This is a genomic window from Sorangium sp. KYC3313 (assembly GCF_052075895.1).
Classification (GTDB): Bacteria; Myxococcota_A; Polyangia; order Polyangiales; family Polyangiaceae; genus Sorangium; species Sorangium cellulosum_B.
The window spans coordinates 8,963,161-8,985,667 of record NZ_CP197255.1 but is presented as its reverse complement, the minus strand read 5'-3'; the positions used below and the strand labels follow the sequence as shown (position 1 = coordinate 8,985,667).

The 22,507-nt window shown below is 73.0% G+C and carries 15 protein-coding genes; 11 read left to right on the top strand and 4 right to left on the bottom strand.

From position 1 onward, the window contains the following. Positions 1-18: 18 nt before the first annotated feature. Complete coding sequence (locus ACSRUE_RS34060; RefSeq protein ID WP_437768380.1) at positions 19-375, bottom strand: hypothetical protein; 357 nt, start codon at positions 373-375, stop codon at positions 19-21. 374 nt (positions 376-749) lie between these two features. On the opposite strand from ACSRUE_RS34060, the gene ACSRUE_RS34055 reads away from it, so the two are divergent. Continuing rightward, positions 750-3,041 carry a PilZ domain-containing protein gene (locus ACSRUE_RS34055; protein ID WP_441287230.1) on the top strand — a complete coding sequence of 764 codons (2,292 nt, stop codon included), beginning with the start codon at positions 750-752 and terminating at the stop codon, positions 3,039-3,041. Between the two features lie 65 nt (positions 3,042-3,106). Beyond that, positions 3,107-3,475, top strand: coding sequence for a hypothetical protein (locus ACSRUE_RS34050; RefSeq protein WP_441287229.1), 369 nt, complete (start codon positions 3,107-3,109; stop codon positions 3,473-3,475). A 77-nt stretch (positions 3,476-3,552) separates the two neighbouring features. On the opposite strand, the gene ACSRUE_RS34045 is transcribed toward ACSRUE_RS34050, so the two are convergent. From ACSRUE_RS34045 to ACSRUE_RS34035, 3 genes are all read right to left on the bottom strand, one after another. Further along, complete coding sequence (locus ACSRUE_RS34045) at positions 3,553-3,702, bottom strand: hypothetical protein (RefSeq protein ID WP_441287228.1); 150 nt, start codon at positions 3,700-3,702, stop codon at positions 3,553-3,555. A gap of 598 nt (positions 3,703-4,300) precedes the next feature. Continuing rightward, complete coding sequence (locus ACSRUE_RS34040) at positions 4,301-5,587, bottom strand: patatin-like phospholipase family protein (RefSeq protein ID WP_441287227.1); 1,287 nt, start codon at positions 5,585-5,587, stop codon at positions 4,301-4,303. Continuing rightward, positions 5,584-10,077 (bottom strand): serine/threonine-protein kinase, encoded by a 4,494-nt coding sequence (locus ACSRUE_RS34035; protein ID WP_441287226.1) that lies wholly within the window; start codon positions 10,075-10,077, stop codon positions 5,584-5,586. The genes ACSRUE_RS34040 and ACSRUE_RS34035 overlap by 4 nt, the downstream gene beginning before the upstream one ends. Before the next feature lie 490 nt (positions 10,078-10,567). On the opposite strand from ACSRUE_RS34035, the gene ACSRUE_RS34030 reads away from it, so the two are divergent. The 9 genes from ACSRUE_RS34030 (at position 10,568) to ftsH (ending at position 22,134) form a co-directional block, all read left to right on the top strand. Then, positions 10,568-12,301 carry a fumarate reductase/succinate dehydrogenase flavoprotein subunit gene (locus ACSRUE_RS34030; protein WP_441287225.1) on the top strand — a complete coding sequence of 578 codons (1,734 nt, stop codon included), beginning with the start codon at positions 10,568-10,570 and terminating at the stop codon, positions 12,299-12,301. A 40-nt stretch (positions 12,302-12,341) separates the two neighbouring features. Continuing rightward, positions 12,342-12,626 (top strand): 4Fe-4S dicluster domain-containing protein, encoded by a 285-nt coding sequence (locus ACSRUE_RS34025; RefSeq protein WP_437768372.1) that lies wholly within the window; start codon positions 12,342-12,344, stop codon positions 12,624-12,626. A 21-nt stretch (positions 12,627-12,647) separates the two neighbouring features. Further along, a complete protein-coding gene (locus ACSRUE_RS34020) occupies positions 12,648-13,643 on the top strand; it encodes a HEAT repeat domain-containing protein (RefSeq protein WP_441287224.1) in 996 nt (331 codons plus the stop codon). A 4-nt stretch (positions 13,644-13,647) separates the two neighbouring features. Next, positions 13,648-15,087 carry an ABC transporter substrate-binding protein gene (locus ACSRUE_RS34015; RefSeq protein WP_441287223.1) on the top strand — a complete coding sequence of 480 codons (1,440 nt, stop codon included), beginning with the start codon at positions 13,648-13,650 and terminating at the stop codon, positions 15,085-15,087. 2 nt (positions 15,088-15,089) lie between these two features. Then, entirely contained in the window at positions 15,090-15,989 is a 900-nt protein-coding gene (locus ACSRUE_RS34010) for an ABC transporter permease (RefSeq protein ID WP_441293156.1), read from the top strand. After that, positions 15,986-16,831, top strand: coding sequence for an ABC transporter ATP-binding protein (locus ACSRUE_RS34005; RefSeq protein ID WP_441287222.1), 846 nt, complete (start codon positions 15,986-15,988; stop codon positions 16,829-16,831). Before ACSRUE_RS34010 ends, ACSRUE_RS34005 begins: the two co-directional genes overlap by 4 nt. Before the next feature lie 129 nt (positions 16,832-16,960). Further along, positions 16,961-17,386 (top strand): DoxX family protein, encoded by a 426-nt coding sequence (locus tag ACSRUE_RS34000; protein ID WP_437768367.1) that lies wholly within the window; start codon positions 16,961-16,963, stop codon positions 17,384-17,386. A gap of 232 nt (positions 17,387-17,618) precedes the next feature. Then, positions 17,619-20,000 (top strand): PAS domain-containing sensor histidine kinase, encoded by a 2,382-nt coding sequence (locus tag ACSRUE_RS33995; RefSeq protein WP_441287221.1) that lies wholly within the window; start codon positions 17,619-17,621, stop codon positions 19,998-20,000. A 346-nt stretch (positions 20,001-20,346) separates the two neighbouring features. Beyond that, positions 20,347-22,134 (top strand): ATP-dependent zinc metalloprotease FtsH, encoded by a 1,788-nt coding sequence (gene ftsH, locus ACSRUE_RS33990; RefSeq protein WP_441293155.1) that lies wholly within the window; start codon positions 20,347-20,349, stop codon positions 22,132-22,134. The last annotated feature ends 373 nt before the right edge of the window (positions 22,135-22,507 follow it).

The window sequence follows — 22,507 nt, the reverse complement described above, 5'->3', positions numbered from 1 at the left end:
GCCCGCGATCGCAGGCGCTCAGTTGGCGAGCTTGTTCGCCTCTCGCGGGCCGAAGATCGCCTCCCAGTTCGAGCGGTAGGCGTCGGTCGCGACCTGCGCGGGGCCTGACCGGGGCGACTCGCGCGCCGCCGGGAGGAGCACCTCCACGTCGAAGAGCCGCGCGTGCTCGGACCGCTGCGTCAGCTTCACGAGCTCCCCGTTCAGCGGGCGCCCGTGCTCGGTGGGCCGCAGCTCGCCGATCTCGAGCCGGTCCTCCCGGCTCCGGATCACCCGGAAGCCTTCCCCCTGCTCGACGGGGCTATGGATGAAGACGACATCCTGATTCGCGGCGGGCGCGGGCGTGTCCTGGTTCTGCGGGGGCTCGTCCTTGCCCATCGCGAGAGTTTCCCACGTTTGCCCCCCCGAGCGCCAGGCGAAGCGAGCGCTGGATCACCGCCTGTCATCGCCTGCCACCGCCTGCCGCCCATCGCGCACCGCCTCCGCCCTCGTTGCTCCGTCGCTCCCCCGCGCCGCGTCGCTTCCCAGCGTCGCAACGCTGCGCATCACGGCGGCGCGTGTTCACGTGGCGCGTGGCGCATGGCCGGAGCCTCCAAAACTTGGCCAGCGCGGGGTTTACGCCGTACTGCCGGCCAATGGGCGCTCTGCACCGCGGAGGGCCCGCGATTGCGGACGCGGCTTCGCGGCGGAGGTATGGGCGTATGAACGGTCGAGGCGCAGAGGGAGAGGGCGTTCGCAAGGCGCCGGAATCCTTGGACAGGGAGCGCGAGGGCGGCGGCGAGCGGCGCGCTGGCGCCGGGCAGCGGGTCCGCGTCGAGGCGCTCGTCGCGGTCGGCGAGACGGCGGGCGGCGGCTTCGAGGCCGAGTCGATCGACATGTCTCCCGAGGGGATGCGCCTGCGCACGGCGTACCTGCCGCGGGTCGGCGACGCCCTGATCTGCAGGTTCGACGGGCTCGGCAAGGAGCTGGTCGTCGAGGGCGAGGTCTGCTGGCGCGCCGAGCAGGCGCGCGGCGGCGAGTTCGGCCTGCGCTTCACCGGCCTCGACGCCGGGTCGGAGGAGGCGGTGCGCGCGATGTGCTCGTCGATCGACCCGGGCGCCGCGGGCCCCGCGCCGGCGCTCACCGTCCAGGCCGCCGCCGCGTCGCTCGGGGCCGCGCAGCGGGGCGCCCGCGTGCGGCTCCACATCGAGGGCCTGGGCTCGCCCATGAAGGCGCGCGTGCGCGGCGGCGGGCTCGACGACCTGGAGGTCGGCTCCAACCTGGAGTTCCTCAAGGTGGGTCGCTCCCTCGAGCTGGAGGAGGTCGATCAGGGCACGCGCCGCGAGGCGTACATCGATCACGTGAAGGTCGAGGTCGACCCGGTGACGAGCGTGCCGCAGCTCGTGGTCACGCTGGCCTACGAGGCGCCCCGCGCGGCCAGGGCGCCGCGGCCGCGGCCCTCGTCGCCCGAGGCGCTCCCCCCGGCCCCGGCGCGCTCTTCCCACGACGCCGGCGCGCCGGCGCGGGCGTCGTCGCCGCCGCCGGGCGAGCGCGCGGCTGGGCGACCGTCGTCGGCGCCGACCGTCCCGGCGCGCGATCACCAGGGCGAGCGCGCGGCCGCGCGGCCTTCCACGGCGCCGACGGTTCCGGCGCGCGATCATCAAGGCGAGCGCGCGATGGCGCGGCCGTCCACGGCGCCGCCGGCCGAGCCTCGGGGCGAGCGCGCCTTTTCGGGCGCGAGCGGCGGCGCGAGCGGCGGCGCGGCGGCCCACGCGGACGACGATCACGACAGCGACGTGTCGCCGGCGCTCTCGGCCCGGGAAGCGCGCGCGGGCGCCGAGGCGGCCCCGCCCTCCACGGACGACGGAGCGCCGTCTTCCGCGGGGAGCGCGGCCGGGGAGGCGGGCGCCGAGGAGGCTGCCGACGCGCAGCCGGGCCGGCTGCGCGACGTCGGCGAGAAGGCCGCGATGGCGGGCAAGGCGGTGGCGGGCAAGATCGCGCCCGCGCTCGCCGGCGCCGGGGCGCGCGCGGCCACGGCGATGGCGGGTCTCGTGGCGAGGATCAAGGCGCGGCGCGCCGCGCGCGCCGGCGACGGCGACGGCGACGGGTCCGGCAAGGACGGCGCCCCGCGCCGCAAGACGGCGCCGCCGCCGGCCGGCGCGCTGAAGTCCGGCGGGCGCCGGCTGGTGCGCGAGGAGCCCGAGGAGGCGGCGGGCGAGGGCGGGGAGCCGCCGCGCTTCAACAAGAAGGCGGCCGCGGTCGGCAGCTTCCTCGGGCTGGCGGCGGTGCTCGTGGTGTTCGGGGCGGCGCGCCTCTTGGGCCTGCGGGGCGGCGACGCGCCCTCGACCGGGGCCGAGTCGGCCGCGGGCGCGCCGGCCCTGCCGGCGTCGGCGTCCTCCGGCGCGCCTGCCCTCGCGGCGGCCGCGGGGCCGGCTGGCGCGCCGGGCGGCGCGCTCACGGCGAACGTCCCGCTGTTCGGCGCGACGCCGCTGTCGACGACGGAGCCTGTGCCGCCGACGCCGCCGGCGGATCCGAGCGCGCTGGCCGGCGGCGCGCTCGCGCCGGGCGCGGCGGTCCCGGGCGGCCCGGGCGACGACGACGAGGTGGAAGTGGCGGACGACGGCGACCAGGCGGGGTCGCGGGAGTGGGGGCAGGGGTCGGTGCGGAACCCCATCGTCCTGAAGCTGAAGATGGACGGCCCGATCGAGCAGCTGAACGGCGCGGCCGGCGCGATGGGCTTCACGGTCTCGCTGCCCGATCGGCGGGCGCTGTCGTCGGGCAGCGGCCTCGCCCGCAAGGACAAGCGCATCGCGTCGGTGCGCGTGGTCAACACCGCGCACGGCGCGGAGGTCACCCTGCAGTTCAAGGACGGCGTGCCCGCCTACAAGGCGAAGGCGCGCGGCGATCGCCTGGAGATCGCGCTCGGCCGCGGCGAGTCGAAGAAGGTGGCGTCGAAGTCGAAGCCCGAGAAGCCCGAGAAGAACGAGAAGCAAGCGAAGAAGAAGGGCGACGACGCCAAGAAGAAGAGCGAGAAGGGGAGCGGCAAGAAGGACAAGGAGCGCTGAGGGGCGCTCGGCCGGGCGGAACTGGCCGGGTCGGCGCGCCGCACTCGGCGTGGCATTCTCCTGGGGTGCGGTGGAACGACGAGAAGAGCCGGCGTTTCCAGGCGCTCCGCGCGGCCGAGGCGCGGGGGACGTTGACGGACCCCGAGCGCGCGGAGCTCTCTCGTCTGTTTGAGGATCTCGACGCGGAAGAGGCCGACGCGCTGCGCCCGGCGATGGAGCTGGCGGCGGCACGCGCGGAGGACCTCGCGGCGCAGAAGGCACAGCTCGAATCCCAGGCCGACGCGCTGGCGCGCATCGTGGCCGAGCAGGAAGGGCTCCTGGCAGCAGGCGGAGGCGACGCTTACGGCGGAGCTCACGGCGAGCCGCCGGCGCGTCGAAGAGCTGGAGCGCGCGGTGCTCGATCTGCGTGCGGCGCTGGAATCGACCGCGGATGAGATCGAACGCCGATCGAAGGGGCGCCCCGGGGAGCCCTGAACCGTTCGAGTCCGGGCCCGGCTCCTTCTTCTCCTCCTCAGAGGAAGAAGTGGGCCGTCAGGTTGACGGACCCGCTGCTGGCGTTGCTGCTCTCGCCCATGTACTCGTAGCTCAGGATCGTCCAGCGCCCGGTCATCTCGAACCCGAAGCCCTTCGGGCGACCCCACAGAACGCCCAGCTCCAGCATGCACAAGGGCGATATCGTCGACGAGCGCGTTGAGATCGTTGTCTCCGAGATACTTTGCCTTCGGCGCTGGGGGCTCGAAGCGGACCGGATCCGTTGGGCGGGGGCGCCGCCAGGGGGTGGCGGCGGACCGGATCCGTTGGAAGGGGGCGTCGCCAGGGGGGTCCCAGCGGACCGGATCCGTTGGAAGGGGGCGTCGCGAGGGGGGTCCCAGCGGATCGAGTCCCTTGGGAGGGGCGTCGCCAGCGAGGTCGCAACGGATCGAGTCCGCGGGGAGGGGCGTCGGCAGGGGGGGCGCAACGGATCGAGTTCGTTGGAAGGGGGCGCCGCCAGGGGGGTCGCAACGGATCGAGTCCGCTGGGAGGGGCGTCGGCAGGGGGGGCGCAACGGATCGAGTCCGCTGGAAGGGGGCGCCGCCAGGGGGTCACAATGGGTCCGGGCCGTTGAGGGGCCGCCGGGGCCGCGATGGCGGAACGTTCACGTCTACGATCATGTCGTCGACGACCACGACCACGACCACGTTCACGTTGGTGAACGCCAGGGGGAGGGGGGCGGGCTTGGGGCCCTGAGCGCGACCGAACGAACCTCCGCCTCCTCCGCGCTACACGGATCTCCCCGGCCCCACCGGCGGCGGGATCGACCACTCCGCGCTGTCCGACAGCCTGGGCTCCGCCTCCTCCGCCGCGCTCCCGAAGAAGTCCGCGACGTCGTGCCGCCTCGCCTCCGCGTCCGCGCGCCCCAGCTCGATCAGCTTCCGCGTGAACGAGCCGTCGAACAGGAGATAGCTCGCGAGATCCGCGTCGTTCGCCGCGCCGACGTCCACCAGCGAGAGCAGCCGCCGCATCATCGCCGGCCCGCCCTGCAGCTTGCCCGCCCGCACGTGCTCCGCCGCCAGGCGCCCGAGATCCGTGCTCGGCCGCACCACCAGCGTCTCCACCCGCCGGTACGGCAGCGCCCCGCGCTGCGCCGCGGCCCCGTTGATCGATTGCAGGAAATCCGGGCCGAACGCCTGCTCCCCGTCCTCGATCATGTGGTTCACCCGCGTCAGCACCTCGAAATCCGTCTGGATGTGGTCGAGCAGGAACGCGTTCAGCACCTTGCCGAGCACGAGCGCCATCCCGGGCGGCTTGCCGCTGTCCCCCGCGTCGATGCTCCGCACCTCGCGCGACAGCCCGATCGCCAGGACGTGCGTCGCCCCCAGCCGGAGCGCCGGCGCGATCGGCGTGTTCTGCCGCACGCCCCCGTCCATGTACAGATCGCGGCCGATCCGCACCGGCGGGAACAGGATCGGGATCGCCGCCGACGCGAGCGCGTGCTGCGGGCCGATCAGCGCCCCCCGGATGATCGTCCGCGGCGGCGCCGTCGTCGGCAGCGCCCCGTCCGGGCCCGTCTGCATGAAGATCACCGTCCGGCCCGTCCCGATCTCCGTCGCCGACACGCTCACCGCCGAGAGGTAGCCGTGGCGCAGCGTGCGCGCGATCGCGCGCCACGGGATCTCCCGCTCGACGAGCCGCTGCATCGGCGAGACGTCGAACAGGCCCACCCCCTCTGACCCGCCCCCGAACAGGAGCTTCGGCATCGAGATCGCCTGCCGGACCCCGAAGCCGAGCACCGTCTCCAGCTTCAGCTGCGTCCACAGGTTGACGAGGCGCCGCACCCCCAGCGTCGGATCGTCGAGGTGCGCCGCCAGGTAACACGCGTTCACCGCGCCCACCGACGTCCCGCACAGGATGTCGATGCGCGGCGGCGCCCCGCGCAGGCGTGCGAACGCGTCGAGCACGTACGACAGGACCCCGACCTCGTACGCCCCCCGAGCGCCGCCGCCCGAGAGGATCACCGCCACCTTGCGCCGCTGCTTCGCCCCGGTCCTCGCGCCCGTTCCCGTCATGCCATCTCCCCGCGGCGGAGCGGGTCGTGCCCCGCCGCCGGACCGTCCGCCTCCGCGGCGAGGACCCGCCGCACCACGGTGCGCTCCAGGAACAGCGCCCTGAGCCGCGCGTCGCGGATGTAGCCCGCCACCCGCCGCACGTGCGCCGCCGCGCGGTGGTACGCGTCCGTCGAGCTCGCCGGCGCGCCCTTCTGCAGCGCCTCGCAGCAGAGGTCGCGCACCTCGATGCCGTACTCCGAGCTGCCCGCCTCGACCGCGCCGAGCGCCGTCCGCGCGAGCAGCACCCCGGAGTGGACCTCGCCCGCGTCCACCCGCGACGCCGCCTCGATCGCCGTCGCGTGGGCGTGGTAGCTCATGAGCCCCTGCGACTCGGCGAGCTGCCGCGCCTCGGAGGCGTTCGCGATCGCGCCCTGGATATCGCCTCGCGCCCTCGCCAGCAGGCCGCGGACGTTGCGCTCGTGGATCATGTCGTAGACGCTGCCGGTCACCGCGATGAGCGCGCCCGCATCGGCGCACAGCGTGTGCGCGGCGTCGACATCGCCCGCCTCGAGGAGGATCCCCGCCGAGCAGAGGAGCGTGTCGGCCCGCGCATCCTGATCGTCATAGCGCTCGTGGGCCTCGCGCGCCCGCTTCATGTACGCCAGGCTCCGCGGTACGTCCCCGAGCTTCGCGTAGGCGTGGCCGATGTTGCTCAACGTTTTGGCGATCTGGAACCGGCCGCCGATCGCGAGATCGATGGAGATCGACGAGAGCCCGACCGCGATCGCGTCCTCGAAGCGCTCGAGCACGAACATCGCCACCGCGAGCGAGTTCTTCGCGCGCGCCTCGCTGCGGCGCGCCCCCACCGCGCGGAACACCGCGATCGCCTCGGCGTGGGCCTCCACCGCCTCCTGCACGCGGCCGACCCGGCGCAGGAGCACCCCCTTCGTGCGCAGCACCTCCGCGCGCGCCCGCGGCGTCAGCCCGCCCGCCTGCGTCACGCGGAGCGCGCGATCCGCGGCGCTGATCGCGCCCTGGACGTCGCCGAGCTCGCGCAGCACCTCCGACAGGATCGTGAGCGCCTCGACCTCGAGCGCGGGGCGGCGCGCGATGCGCGCGATCTCGGCCGCGCGCTGCGCCACCGGCAGGCCGCGGGCGAGGTAGCCGTCGTCGAGGTCGAACCGCGCGGTGCGCACGAGGGCGAGCGCCGCCCAGCGCGCCTGGCCGCTCTCCTTCGCGAGCTGGCGCAGCGCCGCGAGGTGCCGCCGCCGGTCGCGGCGGCGGCCGAGGTGGCGGAAGATCGCCTCCAGCGCCTCGTGCGCGATCATCCGCCGCGTGTCGCCGGCCGGCAGGAGCGACAGCGCGCGCTCGTAGTACCGCCGCGACAGCTGCGCCTGGTGCCCCGCGCGCGCGGCCCGCGCGGCGTCGAGGTAGAGCTCCGCCGCCGGCCCGGGCGCCTCGCCCCGCGCGAGGTGCTGCGCCACGATCGCCGCCGAGAGCCCCTGCGAGAGCGGCGTCGTCGAGAGGTGCTCGCCGAGCCGCCGGTGCATGCGCACGCGGCTCGCGCCGTCGAGCGCGAGGTAGGCCACGTCGCGCACGAGCGGGTGCCGGAAGTCCACCGCCCCGGCGCGGCGATCGCACAGGCCGCGCGCGCAGAGGCGCGTCACCGCCTCGTCGTCGGCGAGCCGCGTCAGGTTCAGGATGTCGTCCTTGAGCAGCGGCCCCCCCGCGACCGCCAGCCAGTTCACGACGTCGTGCTCCGCCGGCGGCAGCTCGCGCAGGCGGTCGCCGATGAGCTGCTCCAGCGTCGAGGGCAGCGGCTCGCCGCGATCCCCCGTCCGGTCGTGGCGCACGAGCTCGTGCCGCCCGCCCGGGTGCTCGACGATCTCCAGCGTGCCCCGCTCGAGGAGCGCGTCGATCATCTCGAGCAGGAAGAACGGGTTGCCGGCGACGCGCGGCACGAGCTCGCCGCAGACGGCCGCCACCCCGTCGCGCACGCCGAGGCGGGCCTCGACGAGGCGCATCTGCTCCTCGGCGCTGAGCCCGCGGAGCTCGATCCGCACGAGCCCCTCGATGAACGGGGTCACGCGCTCCTCGGGGCGCGTGAGGAGCAGCACGAGCACCGGGAGCCGCTCCGCGCGCTGCTTCAGGAGCTCCGAGAGGAGCTCCAGGCTCGGCCGGTCGGCCCACTGGAGGCCGTCGATGACGACGACGAGCGGCTGGTGGCGCGCCAGCGAGCCGAGCAGGTACTTCACGCCCCGCACCACCACGTCGCGGCCGTAGGCGCCCGCTTCCTCCTCGGGGGGCTCGAGCTGCTTGCCCGTGACGAGCTCGGCGAGCCGCGTGACGATGCGCGCGCCGAGCGGCGAGCGCGCGATGGGCCCGAGCAGGGCGCGGATCACGTGGGAGGCGTCGTCGATCGCGTGGTCGAGCCCCATCCCGGTGACGTCGCGGAGCACGTCGCAGACCGTGGCGAGCGGCAGCTCGCTCTTCACGGGCGAGCACTCGACGTGGAGCACGCGCGCGTCGCCGGGGAGCTCCGAGAGGAACGTGGCGATGAGCGCGCTCTTGCCGATGCCCATCTCGCCGGCGATGACGCGCGCCACGGACTGGCCGCGGAGCGCGCCGACCGGCGGGCTCGAGGGCCTGCTCGAGATGCTCGGGGGCCTGCTCTGCCGGCTCCCCGGCGGCTCGCTCCCGCCGAAGCGCGCGGGCGGCTCGACGCTGCCCTTCACGGGCGGCGAGATCGCCCGGTGGTAGGCCGCGTGCAGATCGGCCCGCTCCGCGTCGCGCCCCACGAGGTCGTTCGGCGAGAGCGCGATCTCCGCCATGCGCTCCTCGCGGGTGAGCGGGCGCTGGAGCGCGTAGAGCCGCATCTGGTGCGGGACCGGGTAGCCGCGGGCGTCGTCGAGGTCGAGCGAGGGCGCGTCGCCCCAGCGGAAGTCCCGCCGGACGAGGCGGTAGACGCCGCCCGCGACCCAGGTCTTGCCGAACGGGGTGCGGCTGCCGATGCGCTCGGCGAGGAAGTTCGCGGGCTCCTTGAGGGCGTGGTTGATGAGGTGCCCCTGCTCGTCGCGCTCGCCGTACGCGATGCCGCGGACGATGCCGATCGCGGCGCGGAGCTCGACGGGCAGATCCTCCGACGCGCCCGCGAGCGCCTCGTGCACGTCGACCGCCAGCGAGGCGGCGTCGGCGGCGGCGCGCGAGGGGTTCGCGAGCAGCCCGACCACCGCGCGCGCGCTCGCGTGCGACTCCCACGACCAGATCGCCCCGTGCTTGAAGGCGATCGCGTCGAGGGTCGTGCGGATCGAGCGCCCGCTGCGCTTGCCGGCGAGCCGGCCCTGCGCCCCGAGCAGCGCGTCGACGCCCTCGATGCGCAGCGTGACCACGGCGACGTGGCGCACCTCGCGCACGGCGCGCGGCGCGCCCGTGCCCTCGGCGTCGCCGCCGGTGCGCGCGGCCGGCACCGCCGCGAGCGTCTGCGGCTGCGCCACCGAGCCGCCGTCCGCGGGCAGCTCCTCCGCGCCCTCCGCGCCCTCCGCGCCCTCCATGCGCCGCGCGGCGCCCTCGCGCGCCTCCTCCGCGCGGTCGCGGCCGAGCAGGTGGGCCACGGTCTGCTCGACCGAGGCGTTGTCGACGAGCTCCTGCCTCGCGAGCAGCGCGCGCGCGACCGCCCCGGCCAGGTCGCGCGCGGTCTGGAAGCGGGCCTCGGGCTCGCGCTCCATGGCGCGCATCACGATCGCCTCGAGCTCCGCGGGGATGTCGCGCGCGTGCGACGACGGGGGGTCGAACCGGCCCTCCTTCACGGCCTGGAGCAGCGCCTCGTCGTCGAGCTTGCCGTACGGCGAGCGCATGGCGAGCAGCTCGTAGAGCACGACGCCGAGGGCGTAGATGTCGCTGCGCCGGTCGACTCGCTCGCCGCGCGCCTGCTCGGGCGACATGTACCCGAACTTGCCCTTCAGCACGCCGGGCTCCTCGCGGAAGAGGTTGGCGCTGGCGATGCCGAAGTCGGCGATCTTCACGACGCCCTCGAGCGAGAGCAGGATGTTCTGCGGCGAGACGTCGCGGTGGACGATGGCGAGCGGCATGCCGCCCTCGTCCTTGCGCTCGTGGGCGTAGTGCAGCCCCTTCGCCGCCTCGGAGACGATGAACGCCGACACGAGCGGCGGGATCCGCGACTCCTTCTGCTGGGCGGCCCGCATCAGCTTGCCGAGGTCGAAGCCCTCGACGTACTCCATCGAGAGGAGCAGCCCGTCCTCGCCGTGGTCGGAGAACTCGTAGACCTGGACGATGTTCGGGTGGTTCAGGCGCGTGGCGAGGTGGGCCTCCTCCACGAACATCGCGCGGAAGCGCCGCGAGGCCCCGTGCGCGGGGAGGATGCGCTTGACGACGAGGAGCTTGTACGTCCCCTCGGCGCCCCGCTTCTTGGCGAGGAAGACCTCCGCCATGCCGCCAGCGCCGAGGCGGCGCTGGATCTCTAGGTCGGCGAGCTGGGACGGGTGCTTGGCCATGCAGCGAAGCGGCGCGCGGGCGCCCTGGCTGGGAGGCGCCGGGCGCGGTGAATCGGGTGACCGGTGATGAATGAGGTCCGCGCTCGGTTCCCCCGATCCATGGGAGGACTACGGGTTGACCCGCATGGTAGCGTCCCGCCCGCGTCTCCGGGGAGACAACCAGGGTGGAAAGGCGAATCTTTCTGGGTGGCTCGGGGATCCCCGCCGTGGGCGAGCCCGCCCGCGCGCCGCACATCCGCGATGGCGGCGCCGCCAGACCCCGGCCCTGACGTCTCGCTTGCAAGGCGCCCTCCCACGGCGCCCGACACCAGGCCTGTGCTGCGCCAGCAGCAACAAAGCTGTTGCCGAAGCACAGTCCGTCTGTTAAAACGGATACCGCGTCTGTGATGAGAGACGCCGGGCGTCCGACCCCGGCCGCTGGCCGCTGGCCATTGGGCCGAGAGGCGGTGGGGTCGTCGTGTGCGCGCGCCTGAAACCTTGAGGGCTTGTAATGGACATTCGCGTGACAGAGGCGGACGTCGTCGTCGTGGGCGGCGGCAGCGCAGGCTCCACTGCAGCGGTGGAGGCGCAACAGCGGTTGCCCCGGGGGAGGGTGGTCCTCCTCGAGAAGGCGCATATCAAGCGGAGCGGCGCCATCGCGATAGGCATGGATGGGCTGAACAACGCCATCATCCCAGGGCACGCGACGCCGGAGCAGTACGTGAAGGAGATCACGGTGGCCAACGACGGCATCGTGAACCAGCGCGCCGTCTATGAATATGCGCGCAACAGCTTCGCGATGATCCAGGAGCTCGACTCCTGGGGCGTGAAGTTCCAGAAGACGCGATCGGGCGATTTCGACGTCAAGAAGGTCCACCACAACGGGAGCTACGTCCTCCCGATGCCCGAGGGCTACGATCTCAAGAAGATCCTGACGCGCATGGTCAAGCGCGCCGGCGTGAAGGTCGTCAACCGCGTGATGGCGACGCGGATCCTCGTGACCGACGGCCACGTCGCCGGGGTGATCGGCTTCGACACCCGGGAAGGACAACTCGAGATCATCAAGGCGAGGGCGGTCATCCTGTGCTGCGGCGCCTCGGGGCGGCTCGGGCTGCCGGCGTCGGGCTACCTCCACGGGACGTACGAGAACCCGTCGAACGCGGGAGACGGCTACTCGATGGCGTACCACGCGGGCGCCGAGCTCTCGGGCATCGAGTGCTTCCAGGTGAACCCGCTCATCAAGGACTACAACGGTCCGGCGTGCGCGTACGTGACAGGCCCGCTCGGCGGGCACACGGTCAACGCGCGCGGGCACCGCTTCATCGAGAGCGATTACTGGAGCGGGCAGATGATGCTCGAGTTCTACCGGGAGCTCCACTCCGCGAACGGCCCCGTGTACCTGAAGCTCACCCACCTCGCCCCGGAGACGATCACCGAGGTCGAGCGGGTCCTGCACCAGACGGAGCGCCCGAGCCGCGGGCGCTTCCACGAGGGGAGGGGGCACAGCTACGCGAGCGATCTCGTCGAGATGCACATCTCCGAGATCGGCCTGTGCAGCGGGCACAGCGCGTCGGGCGTCTGGGTCAACGAGAAGGGCGAGACCACGGTGCCCGGGCTCTACGCCGCCGGCGACATGGCGTGCGTGCCGCACAACTACCTGCTCGGCGCGCTCACCTACGGGAAGATCTGCGCCCAGAGCGCGCTCGATTACCTCGAGCGCGCGCCCGCGGTCGAGCCGCTCGCCGCCGCGGTCGACGCCGAGCGGGAGCGCATCCTCGCCCCCCTCTCGCGACGAAGCGGCGTGGCGCCGCACCAGTACGAATACAAGGTGCGGCGCCTGGTGAACGATTATCTCCAGCCGCCCAAGACGGGGAACAAGATGACGCTCGGGCTCGAGTACTTCCTGCGGGCGAAGGAGGAGCTCGAGGAGGTCACCGCGGAGAGCCCCCACGAGCTCATGCGGGTGATGGAGTGCCATTTCATCCGCGACTGCGCGGAGATGGCGGCGCGCGCGTCGCTGTACCGGACCGAGAGCCGCTGGGGCCTCTACCACCACCGGCTCGATTACCCCGAGATGGACGACCGCAATTGGTTCACGCACGTGAACCTGAAGAAGGACGAGCGCGGCGAGATGGTCGCCTTCAAGAGGCCGGTGGAGCCTTATCTCTTCCCGATCGACGACGGCGAGCGCGCGGCCTACCACAGGCTGCGCATCCCGGCCGAAGAGCAGCGCGCGTCGGCCTGACGAGCGCGCGAGAACGCGAGAACACGAGGTCAATCAATCGATGGGTCACCTGCTCAACCGCGAATCCGTCAAGGCGCAGCGCGCCAGGTCCGTGGGCCACGCCGAGGCCGCCGTGCGGCTCGATCTGCCCGTCGTCGTCGACGAGGCGTCGTGCATCAAGGGCTGCCGCATCTGCATCGACTCGTGCCCGGTCGATTGCCTCGCGATCGATCCCGAGACGAAGAAGGCCCGCATGGCCTACGACGAGTGCTGGTATTGCCTCGCGTGCGAGATCGATTGCCCCAAAGAGGCCATCACCGTGAAGATCCCCTTTCTCATCCGATAGCGACACCACGGCAGAGACGACATGACACAGCCTTCGCTCGCGCAGGATCTCGAGGGCATCCTCGGGGATCCCGACCCCGGCGCGCGCCAGCTGGCGCTGACGCAGATAGAGGATCTCTCGGATCCGGAGATCCTCCACCCCCTCATCGCGGCGGTCCGCGACGAGGATCCGACGGTGCGGGCGCTCGCGCTCGGGCACCTCGAGGATCTCGGCGATGCCCGCGCGGTGCCCGCCGTCGTCGGGGCGCTCGACGACGAGGACGCCCGCGTGCGGGAGGCGGCCGCCACGGCGCTCCGCGAGATCCGCGGGGCGGACGCCGCCACGCACCTCATCGACGCGCTGGGGCACCCGCGCCCGTTCGTCCGCACCTCGGTGATCGTGGCGCTCCGCGAGATCCGCGACCCGCGGGCGCTCGCGCCCCTCGAAGGGGCGCTCGGCGACCCGGATCCCGAGGTGCGGCGCGAGGCGGTCCTCTCCCTGGCCTACCTGCGGCGGCCCGAGGCTGCGCCGGCGCTCCGCCCGAGCCTGCGCGATCCCGACGCGCGGGTGCGGCAGGTGGCGATCGGCGCGCTCGAGTCGCTCGGCGCGCCGGGCGAACCCGCGCTCGTCCAGGACCTCGTGGGGCTGCTCTCCGATCCGGACTGGCGGGTGCGGGTCGAGGCTGCCGTCGTGCTCGGCCGCTCGGCGCACGCCCTCGCGGCGCCGCACCTCCGGACCGCGCTCGACGACGGCGCCTGGCAGGTCCGGAAGGAGGCGGCGCTCGCGCTCGGGCGGCTCCGGGCCGCCTCGGCCACGGAGGACCTGGTCGGGTTGCTCGGGAGCGACCTCGCGGATCTGCGCAAGGCGGCCGCGCAGGCGCTCGGCGAGATCGAGGCGGCGGCCGCGGAGGCGCCGCTCCGCCGGCTGCTCGGCGACGCCGACGTCGAGGTGCGGAAGGCGGCGGGCCGCGCGCTCGAGGCCATCCGGGCGGGGATCGGACGAGGCAATGAACGACATGGGACCTTTGCGAGGGATTGAACCGATGACCAGGGCACTCCGCGCGCTCGCCTTCCTCAGCTTCCTCGCGGCGGTCGTCGCCGGGCTGTCGTGCAAGCCCGAGGCGAAGCAGACGATCCGGATCGCGATCGGGACGCAGGACACGACCATCAATTGCGCCACCGGCGGGCTGCTCATCCGGGAGCTCAAGCTGCTCGAGAAGCACCTGCCGAGGGACGGCAAGTACAAGGACGTCACCTACGAGATCGAGTGGAAGGACTTCACCTCGGGGCCGCCGCTGACGACCGAGATGGTGGCCGAGAAGCTCGATATCGGCGCGATGGCCGACTTCCCCGGCGTGCTGAACGGCGTGGCGTTCCAGAAGCAGGGGAGCCGCAGCCGCTTCATCGCCACGCTCTCCGGCAGCGCGCTGGGGAGCGGCAACGGGATCGTCGTGCCGAGCGACTCCCCGGCCCAGGGCCTGAAGGACCTCAAGGGCAAGCAGATCTCGGTGCCGTTCGGGTCGTCGGCCCACGGCATGCTGCTCCGGGCGGTCCGCGATCTCGGCTGGGACCCGGACAGGGACGTGACGCTCGTCTCGCAGTCGCCGGAGGTGGGCGGCTCGTCGCTCAAGGCGAACAAGATCGACGCACACGCGGATTTCGTCCCGTTCGCCGAGCTGTTCCCCTTCCGCGGCTTCGCCCGGAAGATCTACGACGGCTCCAGCGTGAAGGTGCCGACGGCGCACGGCGTGCTGGTGCGCGAGGCGTACGCGGAGAAATACCCGGAGATCGTCGTGGCCTTCCTCAAGGCGGCGCTCGAGGCCGACCGCCTGTTCGCGGAGGAGCCCGAGAAGCACAGCGAGCTCATCGAGAAGGTGACCGGGGTGGACGCCGAGGTCGCCTACATGTTCCACGGCCCGCTCGGCATCCAGACGCGGGACTTCACGATCAAGCCCGAGGTCCGCCGCGCGCTCGAGGTGGCGGTCGACACGCTCACGCTGCTGAAGCGCACGGACACGACCCTCGACGTCGGCGCGTTCGTGGACGACCGGTACATCCGGCGCGCGGCGGCGGAGCTCGGGCTCGACTACGAGGCGCGGCTCGCGAGCTACGCGAAGCTCCCGCTGTCCGGGAAGGACGCGCTGTCCGGGGAGCCGATCGCCGAGCCGACGCTCGTCGCGCAGATCTGGGTCGCGGGCGAGCCGAAGGTGCGCGCGTACGCCAGCCCGGGCACGGCGCTCGTCGCGCTCGGGCAGCTGACGACCGAGGGCAAGGAGATCCGCGCGGTGTTCGTGCACGATCGCGTGAGCGGGGTGAAGCTCCTGGCCGATCGCGCGTGGTACGCGAGGCGCCCGGACGGCGGCCTGTCGGCGTTCCTGGCGAAGGACGACGCGGAGCGGTGGGCCGCGGAGAACGGCGCGGCGGTCGTCGATTTCGCGGCCCTGCGGGCCGAGCGCGCGAAGCTCACGGCGGCGGCGCCATGACGATGATCTCCGAGCGCAGCGCGCCGGCCGGGGCGGAGCTCACCGGCGGCGCGGCCTTCGCGCCCGCCCCGGCGAGCGCGGCCCGGCGGGGCGCGCCGTCCCCCGCGCCGGCGACGACGCGCCGCGACCTCCGCCGCGCCTTCCTGCGCGCCCTGTCCGTGGCGGCGTGCGTCGGCCTCTGGCAGTGGGCGTCGATGGCGCGCGCGGATCTCGGCGTCGTCACGTTCCTCAACGTGCCCGCGCCGACCGACGTCCTCGCCGCGGCGCGGGAGCTCTTCGCCTCGCCGAAGCTCTGGCAGCACCTCGGGAACAGCGTGTTCCGCGTCCTCGCGGGGTTCGCCGCCGCGGGCGCCACGGGGGTCGTGCTCGGGCTCCTCATCGGCAGGTCGCGGCTCGCCGAGGACACCCTGCTGCCGCCGCTCGAGATCCTGCGCCCCATCCCCGGCGTCGCCTGGCTCCCGCTCGCGATCCTGATGTTCCCGTCGGCCGAGCTGAGCATGATCTTCATCACGTACATGGGGGCGCTGTTCCCGATCCTGATCGCGACGATCCACGGCGTGGGCGCCCTCGATCCGCGGCTCATCGCGAGCTCCCGCAGCCTGGGCGCGCGCCCGCTCCGCCTGTTCCTCGAGGTCGTCCTGCCGGGCGCGCTGCCGAGCATCGTCACGGGGATGAGCATCGGCATGGGGACGTCCTGGTTCTGCCTCGTGACCGCCGAGATGATCGGGGGGCAGTACGGCATCGGCTACTTCACCTGGGAGTCGTACAACTTGCAGCGCTATCCGGACATCGTCCTCGGCATGCTGCTCATCGGCCTGCTCGGCATGCTCAGCAGCGCGCTCGTCCTGCGGGCCGGCGCGTGGCTCACCCCGTGGCAAGAGCCCCAGGAGAAGGGCCGATGACGCTCGACGCGAGCCGCGCGGCGCGCCGGGAGAGCCCGGGGGGCGCCGTGGAGATCCGCGGCCTGTCCGTGGCCCTCGGGACGGGCGCCCGCCGCGTCGAGGCGGTGCGGGATCTCGACCTCCGCGTCGAGGGCGGCGAGCTCGTGAGCCTCCTCGGCCCGTCCGGGTGCGGGAAGTCGACGATCCTGAACGCCGTCGCCGGGTACGTGGCGCCGGAGCGCGGCAGCATCGTCGTCGGCGGCGAGCGGGTCGAGGGGCCGGGGCCGGCGCGCGGCATGGTCTTCCAGCAGAGCTCGCTGCTCCCCTGGAAGACGGTGCTGAACAACGTCGGCTTCGGCCTCAAGGTGCGCGGCGTCCCCGAGCGCGAGCGCCGGGAGGCGTCCCGGCGCCTGCTTTCGCTGGTCGGGCTGTCGGGGTTCGAGGACGCCTATCCGGCGCAGCTCTCCGGCGGCATGCAGCAGCGCGTGGAGATCGCGCGCGTGCTGATCACGGAGCCGCGCGTCGTGCTGATGGACGAGCCGTTCAGCGCGCTGGACGCCCAGACCAGGCTCTCGATGCAGGAGCTCTTGCTCGACGTCTTCCGCCAGGTGCGCACGACGGTGCTGTTCGTCACGCACGACATCGACGAGGCCATCTTCCTGTCCGACCGCATCGCCCTCATGACCCGCCGCCCCTGCCGGGTCGGCGCGGAGATCGCGGTGCCGTTCGAGAGGCCGAGGACCGCGGCGATCGTGGGCTCCGGCGAGTTCGCGGCGATCAAGCGGCGGTGCCTCGAGGCCCTCCGCGACGAGCGCGCGGCCGCCGCGCACCGCCACGACCTGGAGGCCCAGACGAGCGCGTGAGGCGCGGGCCGGCGCGCCGTGCCGGGCCGCGGGGGCCCGGCGCCTCGGGTCCGGCGGCGCCGGCCCTCGCGTACGCGCTTGCTGTCCCGGGCGTTCCTCCTTACTACCGAGCCGAGAGGAGTGATCCAGATGCTCAAGAGATTCCTGCGGGTAACCGACGTGCCGTTCTCGGCCTCGGTCGGGCTGCTCGCGCTGCGCGTCGTTATCGGCGTCGCGTTCATGTTTCACGGCTGGGGGAAGATCCAGGCCCCCTTCAGCTGGATGGGGCCCACCGCGCCCGTTCCGGGGTTCTTGCAAGGGCTGGCCGCGCTCTCGGAGTTCGGGGGCGGCCTTGCCTGGATCCTCGGCCTCCTGACGCCGGTCGCGTCGCTGGGCCTCGCCGCCACCATGGCCGTCGCGGTCGCGGTTCACGTCTCGAACGGCGATCCGTTCGTCGCGATGGGCGGACCCTCCTACGAGGCGGCGGCGGTCTACCTCGGCATCTCGGTTGCGCTCCTCCTCGTCGGGCCGGGGAGGCTCTCCGTCGACGCGGCGGTCTTCGGGACGAAGCGCTGAGCCTACGGGCGCGCCCTCGCGCGGTCCGCGCGAGGGGGTCGCCGCTCGCTCTCACGCGGCCGATCTGAGCCGCGCTGCCCTGCTGCGTCCCGCCGGGCGGATGATGTCGGCACGCGCTGGAGCGCCCTGATCCATCTGGGTTGGACAGCGTGTGCGCCGACCCATGTGCGCGCTTGAATCGCGCCTGTGAAGCCGCGCCGTCCCGGCACTATGCTCGGGTCGGGAGGACCCGATGAGAGACGCCGAGGCGATGGCGCCTTCGAGCAGCGCGCGGCGTGGTGTCGTCATCGCAGCGACCTGCTCGTTCGCCGTTGGGTGCGTGACGCTGCTCGGCTGGTGGATCGGGGCGACCGCCCTCGTCGCCATCGCGGACGGCCTGCCGCTCATGGTGCCCAACACCGCCGTCGCCCTCGTCCTGGCGGGGGTCTCGCTCTGGGCGCTGGGCGTGCGAGCGTGTCCGGCGCCGCTCCGCCGGCTGGGACAGGCGTGCGCCGCCGTCGTCGTCGCGCTCGGCCTCGTGGTCCTCGCGCAGTACATCTTCGACTGGGATCTCGGCATCGATCGCGTGGTGTTCGCGGGGCGCGTGGATTTCCCGGGCAAGTTCCCCGGCAGGCCGCCGCCGAACGTCGCGCTCTGCTGTGTCCTGATCGGCCTTTCGCTCCTCTCGCTCCGCGTGGAGACGCGGCGAGCGTGCCTGTTCTCGGAATGGAGCGCGCTCCTGGCCGCGGCGCTCGCGCTGACGGCGCTGACCGGCTACGTGTTCGGCGTCGGCTACTTTTACGGGCTGCCGCCGCTATTTCCGTTCACGGGGATGGCGCTCCACGGGGCGATCGCGTTCCTCGCCCTCTGCGCCGGGCTCCTCACGGCGCGGCCCGATTGCACTGCGCTCGCCACGCTGACGGCCAGCAAGTCCGGAGGCCTCCTGCTGCGGCGCTTCCTGCCCTACGTCGTCCTCGTTCCGCTCGTGAGCGGCCGCCTCTTCCTGTTCGGCGCGGCTCGCGGAGCATACCCCATCGCGGCGTCGTTATCGCTCGCCTCCGCCATCACGACGCTCCTGCTCGGGGCCATGCTCTGGGTCAGCGCGGCGCGCATGAACCTCCTCGACGAGGCGCGGCAGCGCGCCGAGGAGGCGCGCGCCTTCCTCGCGACCGTCGCGCAGGCCTCGGACGACGCCGTGATCGGCACCTCCCTCGACGGGACCATCCTGAGCTGGAACCCGGCGGCGGAGCGCCTTTACGGCTACTGCGCCGGCGAGGCGATCGGGAAGAAGCTGCCCCTCCTGTGCCTGCCCGATCGCGCCGGCGAGGCGGAGGCCGTCCTCGCGCGCCTGCGCCGCGGCGAGCGCGTCGAGCGCTTCGAGGCCGTGAGCCGGACCAAGGGCGGCGAGAGCATCGACATCGAGGTCACGGTGTCGTCGATCGTGGACGCGTCGGGCCGCGCCACCGGCGTCTCGACGATCTGCCGCGACATCGGGCGCCGCAAGGCGATGGAGGCCGAGGTCGCGAGCGCGCACGAGGCGGAGCGGCGCATCCGCTCGCAGCTCGAGGCGGTCATCGAGCAGCTGCCTGAAGCGGCGATCCTGGTCGACGCCAAGGGGCGGCTCATCAGCTGCAACAAGCTCGCGCTCCAGTACGCGTCGCGCGTCGAGGACGATCCCGATCCCTGGGGCAACCGGCTGTGTTTCGAGCACAGGACGCCGGCGGGAGAGCCCCTCGCCTGGGACGAACGCCCGCTGTTCCGGGCCCTTCAGCGCGGGGAGGTCGTGACGGGCGCCGAAGGGCTCTTGCGGCGCGCCGACCGGGGCCTCGTCCCGGTGCTGGTCAACGCGGCTCAGGTGCGCTCGGACGACGGGGAGCTCCAGGGCGCCGTCGCCGTCTTTCATGACATCTCGGCGTTCAAGGAGATGGAGCGGCAGCGCCAGGAGTGGATCGGCGTCATCGCTCACGATCTCCGCCAGCCCATCCAGGTCATCGCGACCGCGAGCCAGCTCCTGGGCCGCGCGGCCGGCGAGCGGCCCGTCGCGGACTGCCGAAAACAGCTCGACAGGATCACCTCGTCCATCGAGCGGCTGCGCCGCATGATCGACGACCTCCTCGACGCGTCGCGGATCGATGCGCGGCAGCTCACGCTGGATCGTTCGCCGGTGAATCTGCGCGCGCAGCTCGGCGAGATCCTCGAGAAGTCGGCCGAGGTGACCGCGGGCCACGCCCTGCGCCTGGAGGTGAACGGCGATGTGCCCGCCGTCCTGGCGGACCCAGGGCGGCTCGAGCAGATCGTCACCAACCTGCTCTCCAACGCGGCCAAGTACGGTCGGCCCGAGGGCGACATCGTGGTCGCGGTCGACGCCGGGCCGGGCAGCGCGCACGTCGCGGTGACCAACTGGGGCGGCGGTATCCCGGAGGCGTCGCTCCCGTACCTGTTCAAGCGCTTCTCGCGCGCGCCCGATGCCGTTCCGCGCAGCGTCCGCGGCGTCGGTCTCGGCCTCTACATCACGAAGGCCCTCGTGGAGGCCCACGGGGGCAGCATCTCCGTCGAGAGCAGCCCCGGCGGCGCGACGACATTCCGCTTCTCGCTGCCGCTCGCGCCCGATACCGCGCGAGCCGCCGGGGCGTAACGCGCAGACAGCCCCTCTCTGCCCCTCTCTCCCGCTTCCTGCTCCACCGGCGACCTCATCCCGAGAACGGGGCTATCAGGCGAGCTCGTCAATCCGCGAGCGGCGGGCTCGTCCATCGATCCTCCCAATCCCCTCGACATCGAATCGGCGTTTGTCCTGCCGCTGGCCGTTCTCCGTATTCCGTTTTGCGGGGCTGCCATCCTTTCACAGGTTTCTACGGCTCAGATCGTCAGAATGATTGCAGAAGGAACTTCCTGAGGTCCGTATCCTTGCTAGACCTGAGATCCGCTCCGGCCCGACGCCGGGGCAGTAAGGTGGCGCAGCAGTGAATTCCTGGTTCTTGCAGGTGAGTAAGCGGCTGGGGCCCGCGGGGCGCCGGCTCTGGGTGCTTGGGTTCATGGGGGTGGTGCTCGCGGTCACGCTCGGGCTCGCGCTGCGCGCGGCGCGCGAGTCGTCTGTGCAGCGCACGGCGACGTACACCGAGCTCCTCCAGATCGCGCAGGCGGGGCAGGCGACCGCGGTCGAGGTGAGCGGAGATCACTTCCTCGTGCGTCAGGCGGGCGGCGTCGCGGTGACGGCCGTCGTCGACGAGCCGACGCTCCGGCAGGAACTGGTCTCCCGGTTCGCGGGCGCCGGCGCCTCGGTCGACTTCGCCCCCCGGGAGGATCCGTCGCGCGCGGCGTCCGCGGTGCTCCCGGTGATCGTGCTGACCGCGGTCGGCTTCGCGCTCTTCACGGTGAGCCGGCGGCGCAGCCCGAAGGTCTTCTCCGACGTGAAGACCGGGGCCGCGCGGGCGGCGGTGCGCTTCGCCGACGTCGCGGGGATGCACGAGGTCAAGCAGGAGCTCGCCGAGACGGTCGAGTTCCTGAAGAGCCCCGATCGCTTCGCGCGCCTCGGCGGCCGCCCGCCGCGCGGCGTGCTGCTGACGGGCGAGCCCGGGACCGGCAAGACGCTGCTCGCGCGCGCCGTCGCGTGCGAGGCGGGCGTGCGGTTCCTCTCGGCGTCGGGGTCGAGCTTCCAGGAGATGTTCGTCGGCGTGGGTGCCTCCCGCGTCCGCGCGCTCTTCGCCGAGGCGCGCAAGTCCGCGCCGTGCATCGTCTTCATCGACGAGATCGACGCCGTGGGGCGGGCTCGCGCGAAGGGGCACGGCGACTCCGCCTCCGCGGAGCACGACCAGACGCTGAACCAGCTGCTCGTCGAGATGGACGGCTTTGACCACGAGACCGGCATCGTGGTCATCGCGTCGACCAACCGCGTCGACATGCTCGACCCGGCGCTGCTCCGGCCGGGGCGCTTCGACCGCAAGGTCACCGTGCCGCTCCCCGACGTGCGCGGCCGCGAGGAGATCCTCAACGTCCACGCCGGGCCGATCCCGCTCCAGGGGGAGGTCGATCTCAGCTACATCGCCCGAGGCACGCCGGGCTTCTCGGGCGCCGACCTGGCCAACCTCCTGAACGAGGCGGCCATCCTCGCGGCCCGCGAGGGCGCCGACGCGGTGGACCCGACGCACATCGACCGCGCGCGCGACCGGGTGCTCATGGGGCTCGAGCGCAAGGGGGTGCTCGTCGACGAGGACGAGCGCTATGCGACCGCCGTCCACGAGGCCGGGCACGTCGCGGTCGGGCTCCTCGCGCCGAGCTGCGATCCCGTGCACAAGGTGTCGATCCTGCCGCGGGGCCGCGCGCTCGGCGTCACCCAGGCGCTGCCCGAGAAGGATCGGCTGATGTACCGGAAAGAGTACCTCGAGGATCAGATCTGCATGCTGATGGGCGGCCGCGCCGCCGAGATGGTCGTCCTCGGGACGATGACGGCGGGCGCCTCGGACGACATCCAGCGCGCCTCGACGATCGCGTGGAAGATGGTCGCGGAGCTCGGCATGAGCCACCTCGGCCCCATCTGCGTCGGCGACGGGCACCCCTCGCGGAGCCCGGCCCTGCTCGACCGGGTCGACGAGACGGCGCGGGCGCTCACGGAAGCGCAGCTCTCGCGCGCCATCGAGATCGTGAGGTCCCGGCGCGGCGAGATCGAGGCGCTCGTCAGGGCGCTCCTCGAGAAGGAGACGCTCGGCATGGACGAGATCCAGGCCTGTTTCCCGGCCGATCGCAGGCCGCGCCCCGAAGGCCAGGCCGCCTGACCGGCGGAGGCTCGAGGACGCCGGAAAGGGAAGTCCTTTTCAGGCGTCCTCGGCGGCAGGCCGACCGCCCGCCGCGTGCGCGTCCGGCGCTCTCTCCGCTCGCCGCCGGACTCGACCCTTCCCCCTGCAGCCCAGCCGTCTCCTCTCGTCTGCGACGAGCCCGCGCGTGTGGCCGGCGTGTGAAGAGCCTGTTGTCCGAGATACGTTGTGCTCGGAAAGCTCGTTTTCCGGCCACGCGCGCCGGATCCGATCCGGCGCGGGGGCGTTGAGCCGCGGCGCGTCGCGCCTTCCTTTCCGTCCAGAATGGCCAAATCTCCCCTTGCGATTGCCGGGCAAGCTGGTGAAGTGTGGCCACTTGCATGCGTGGACTTCG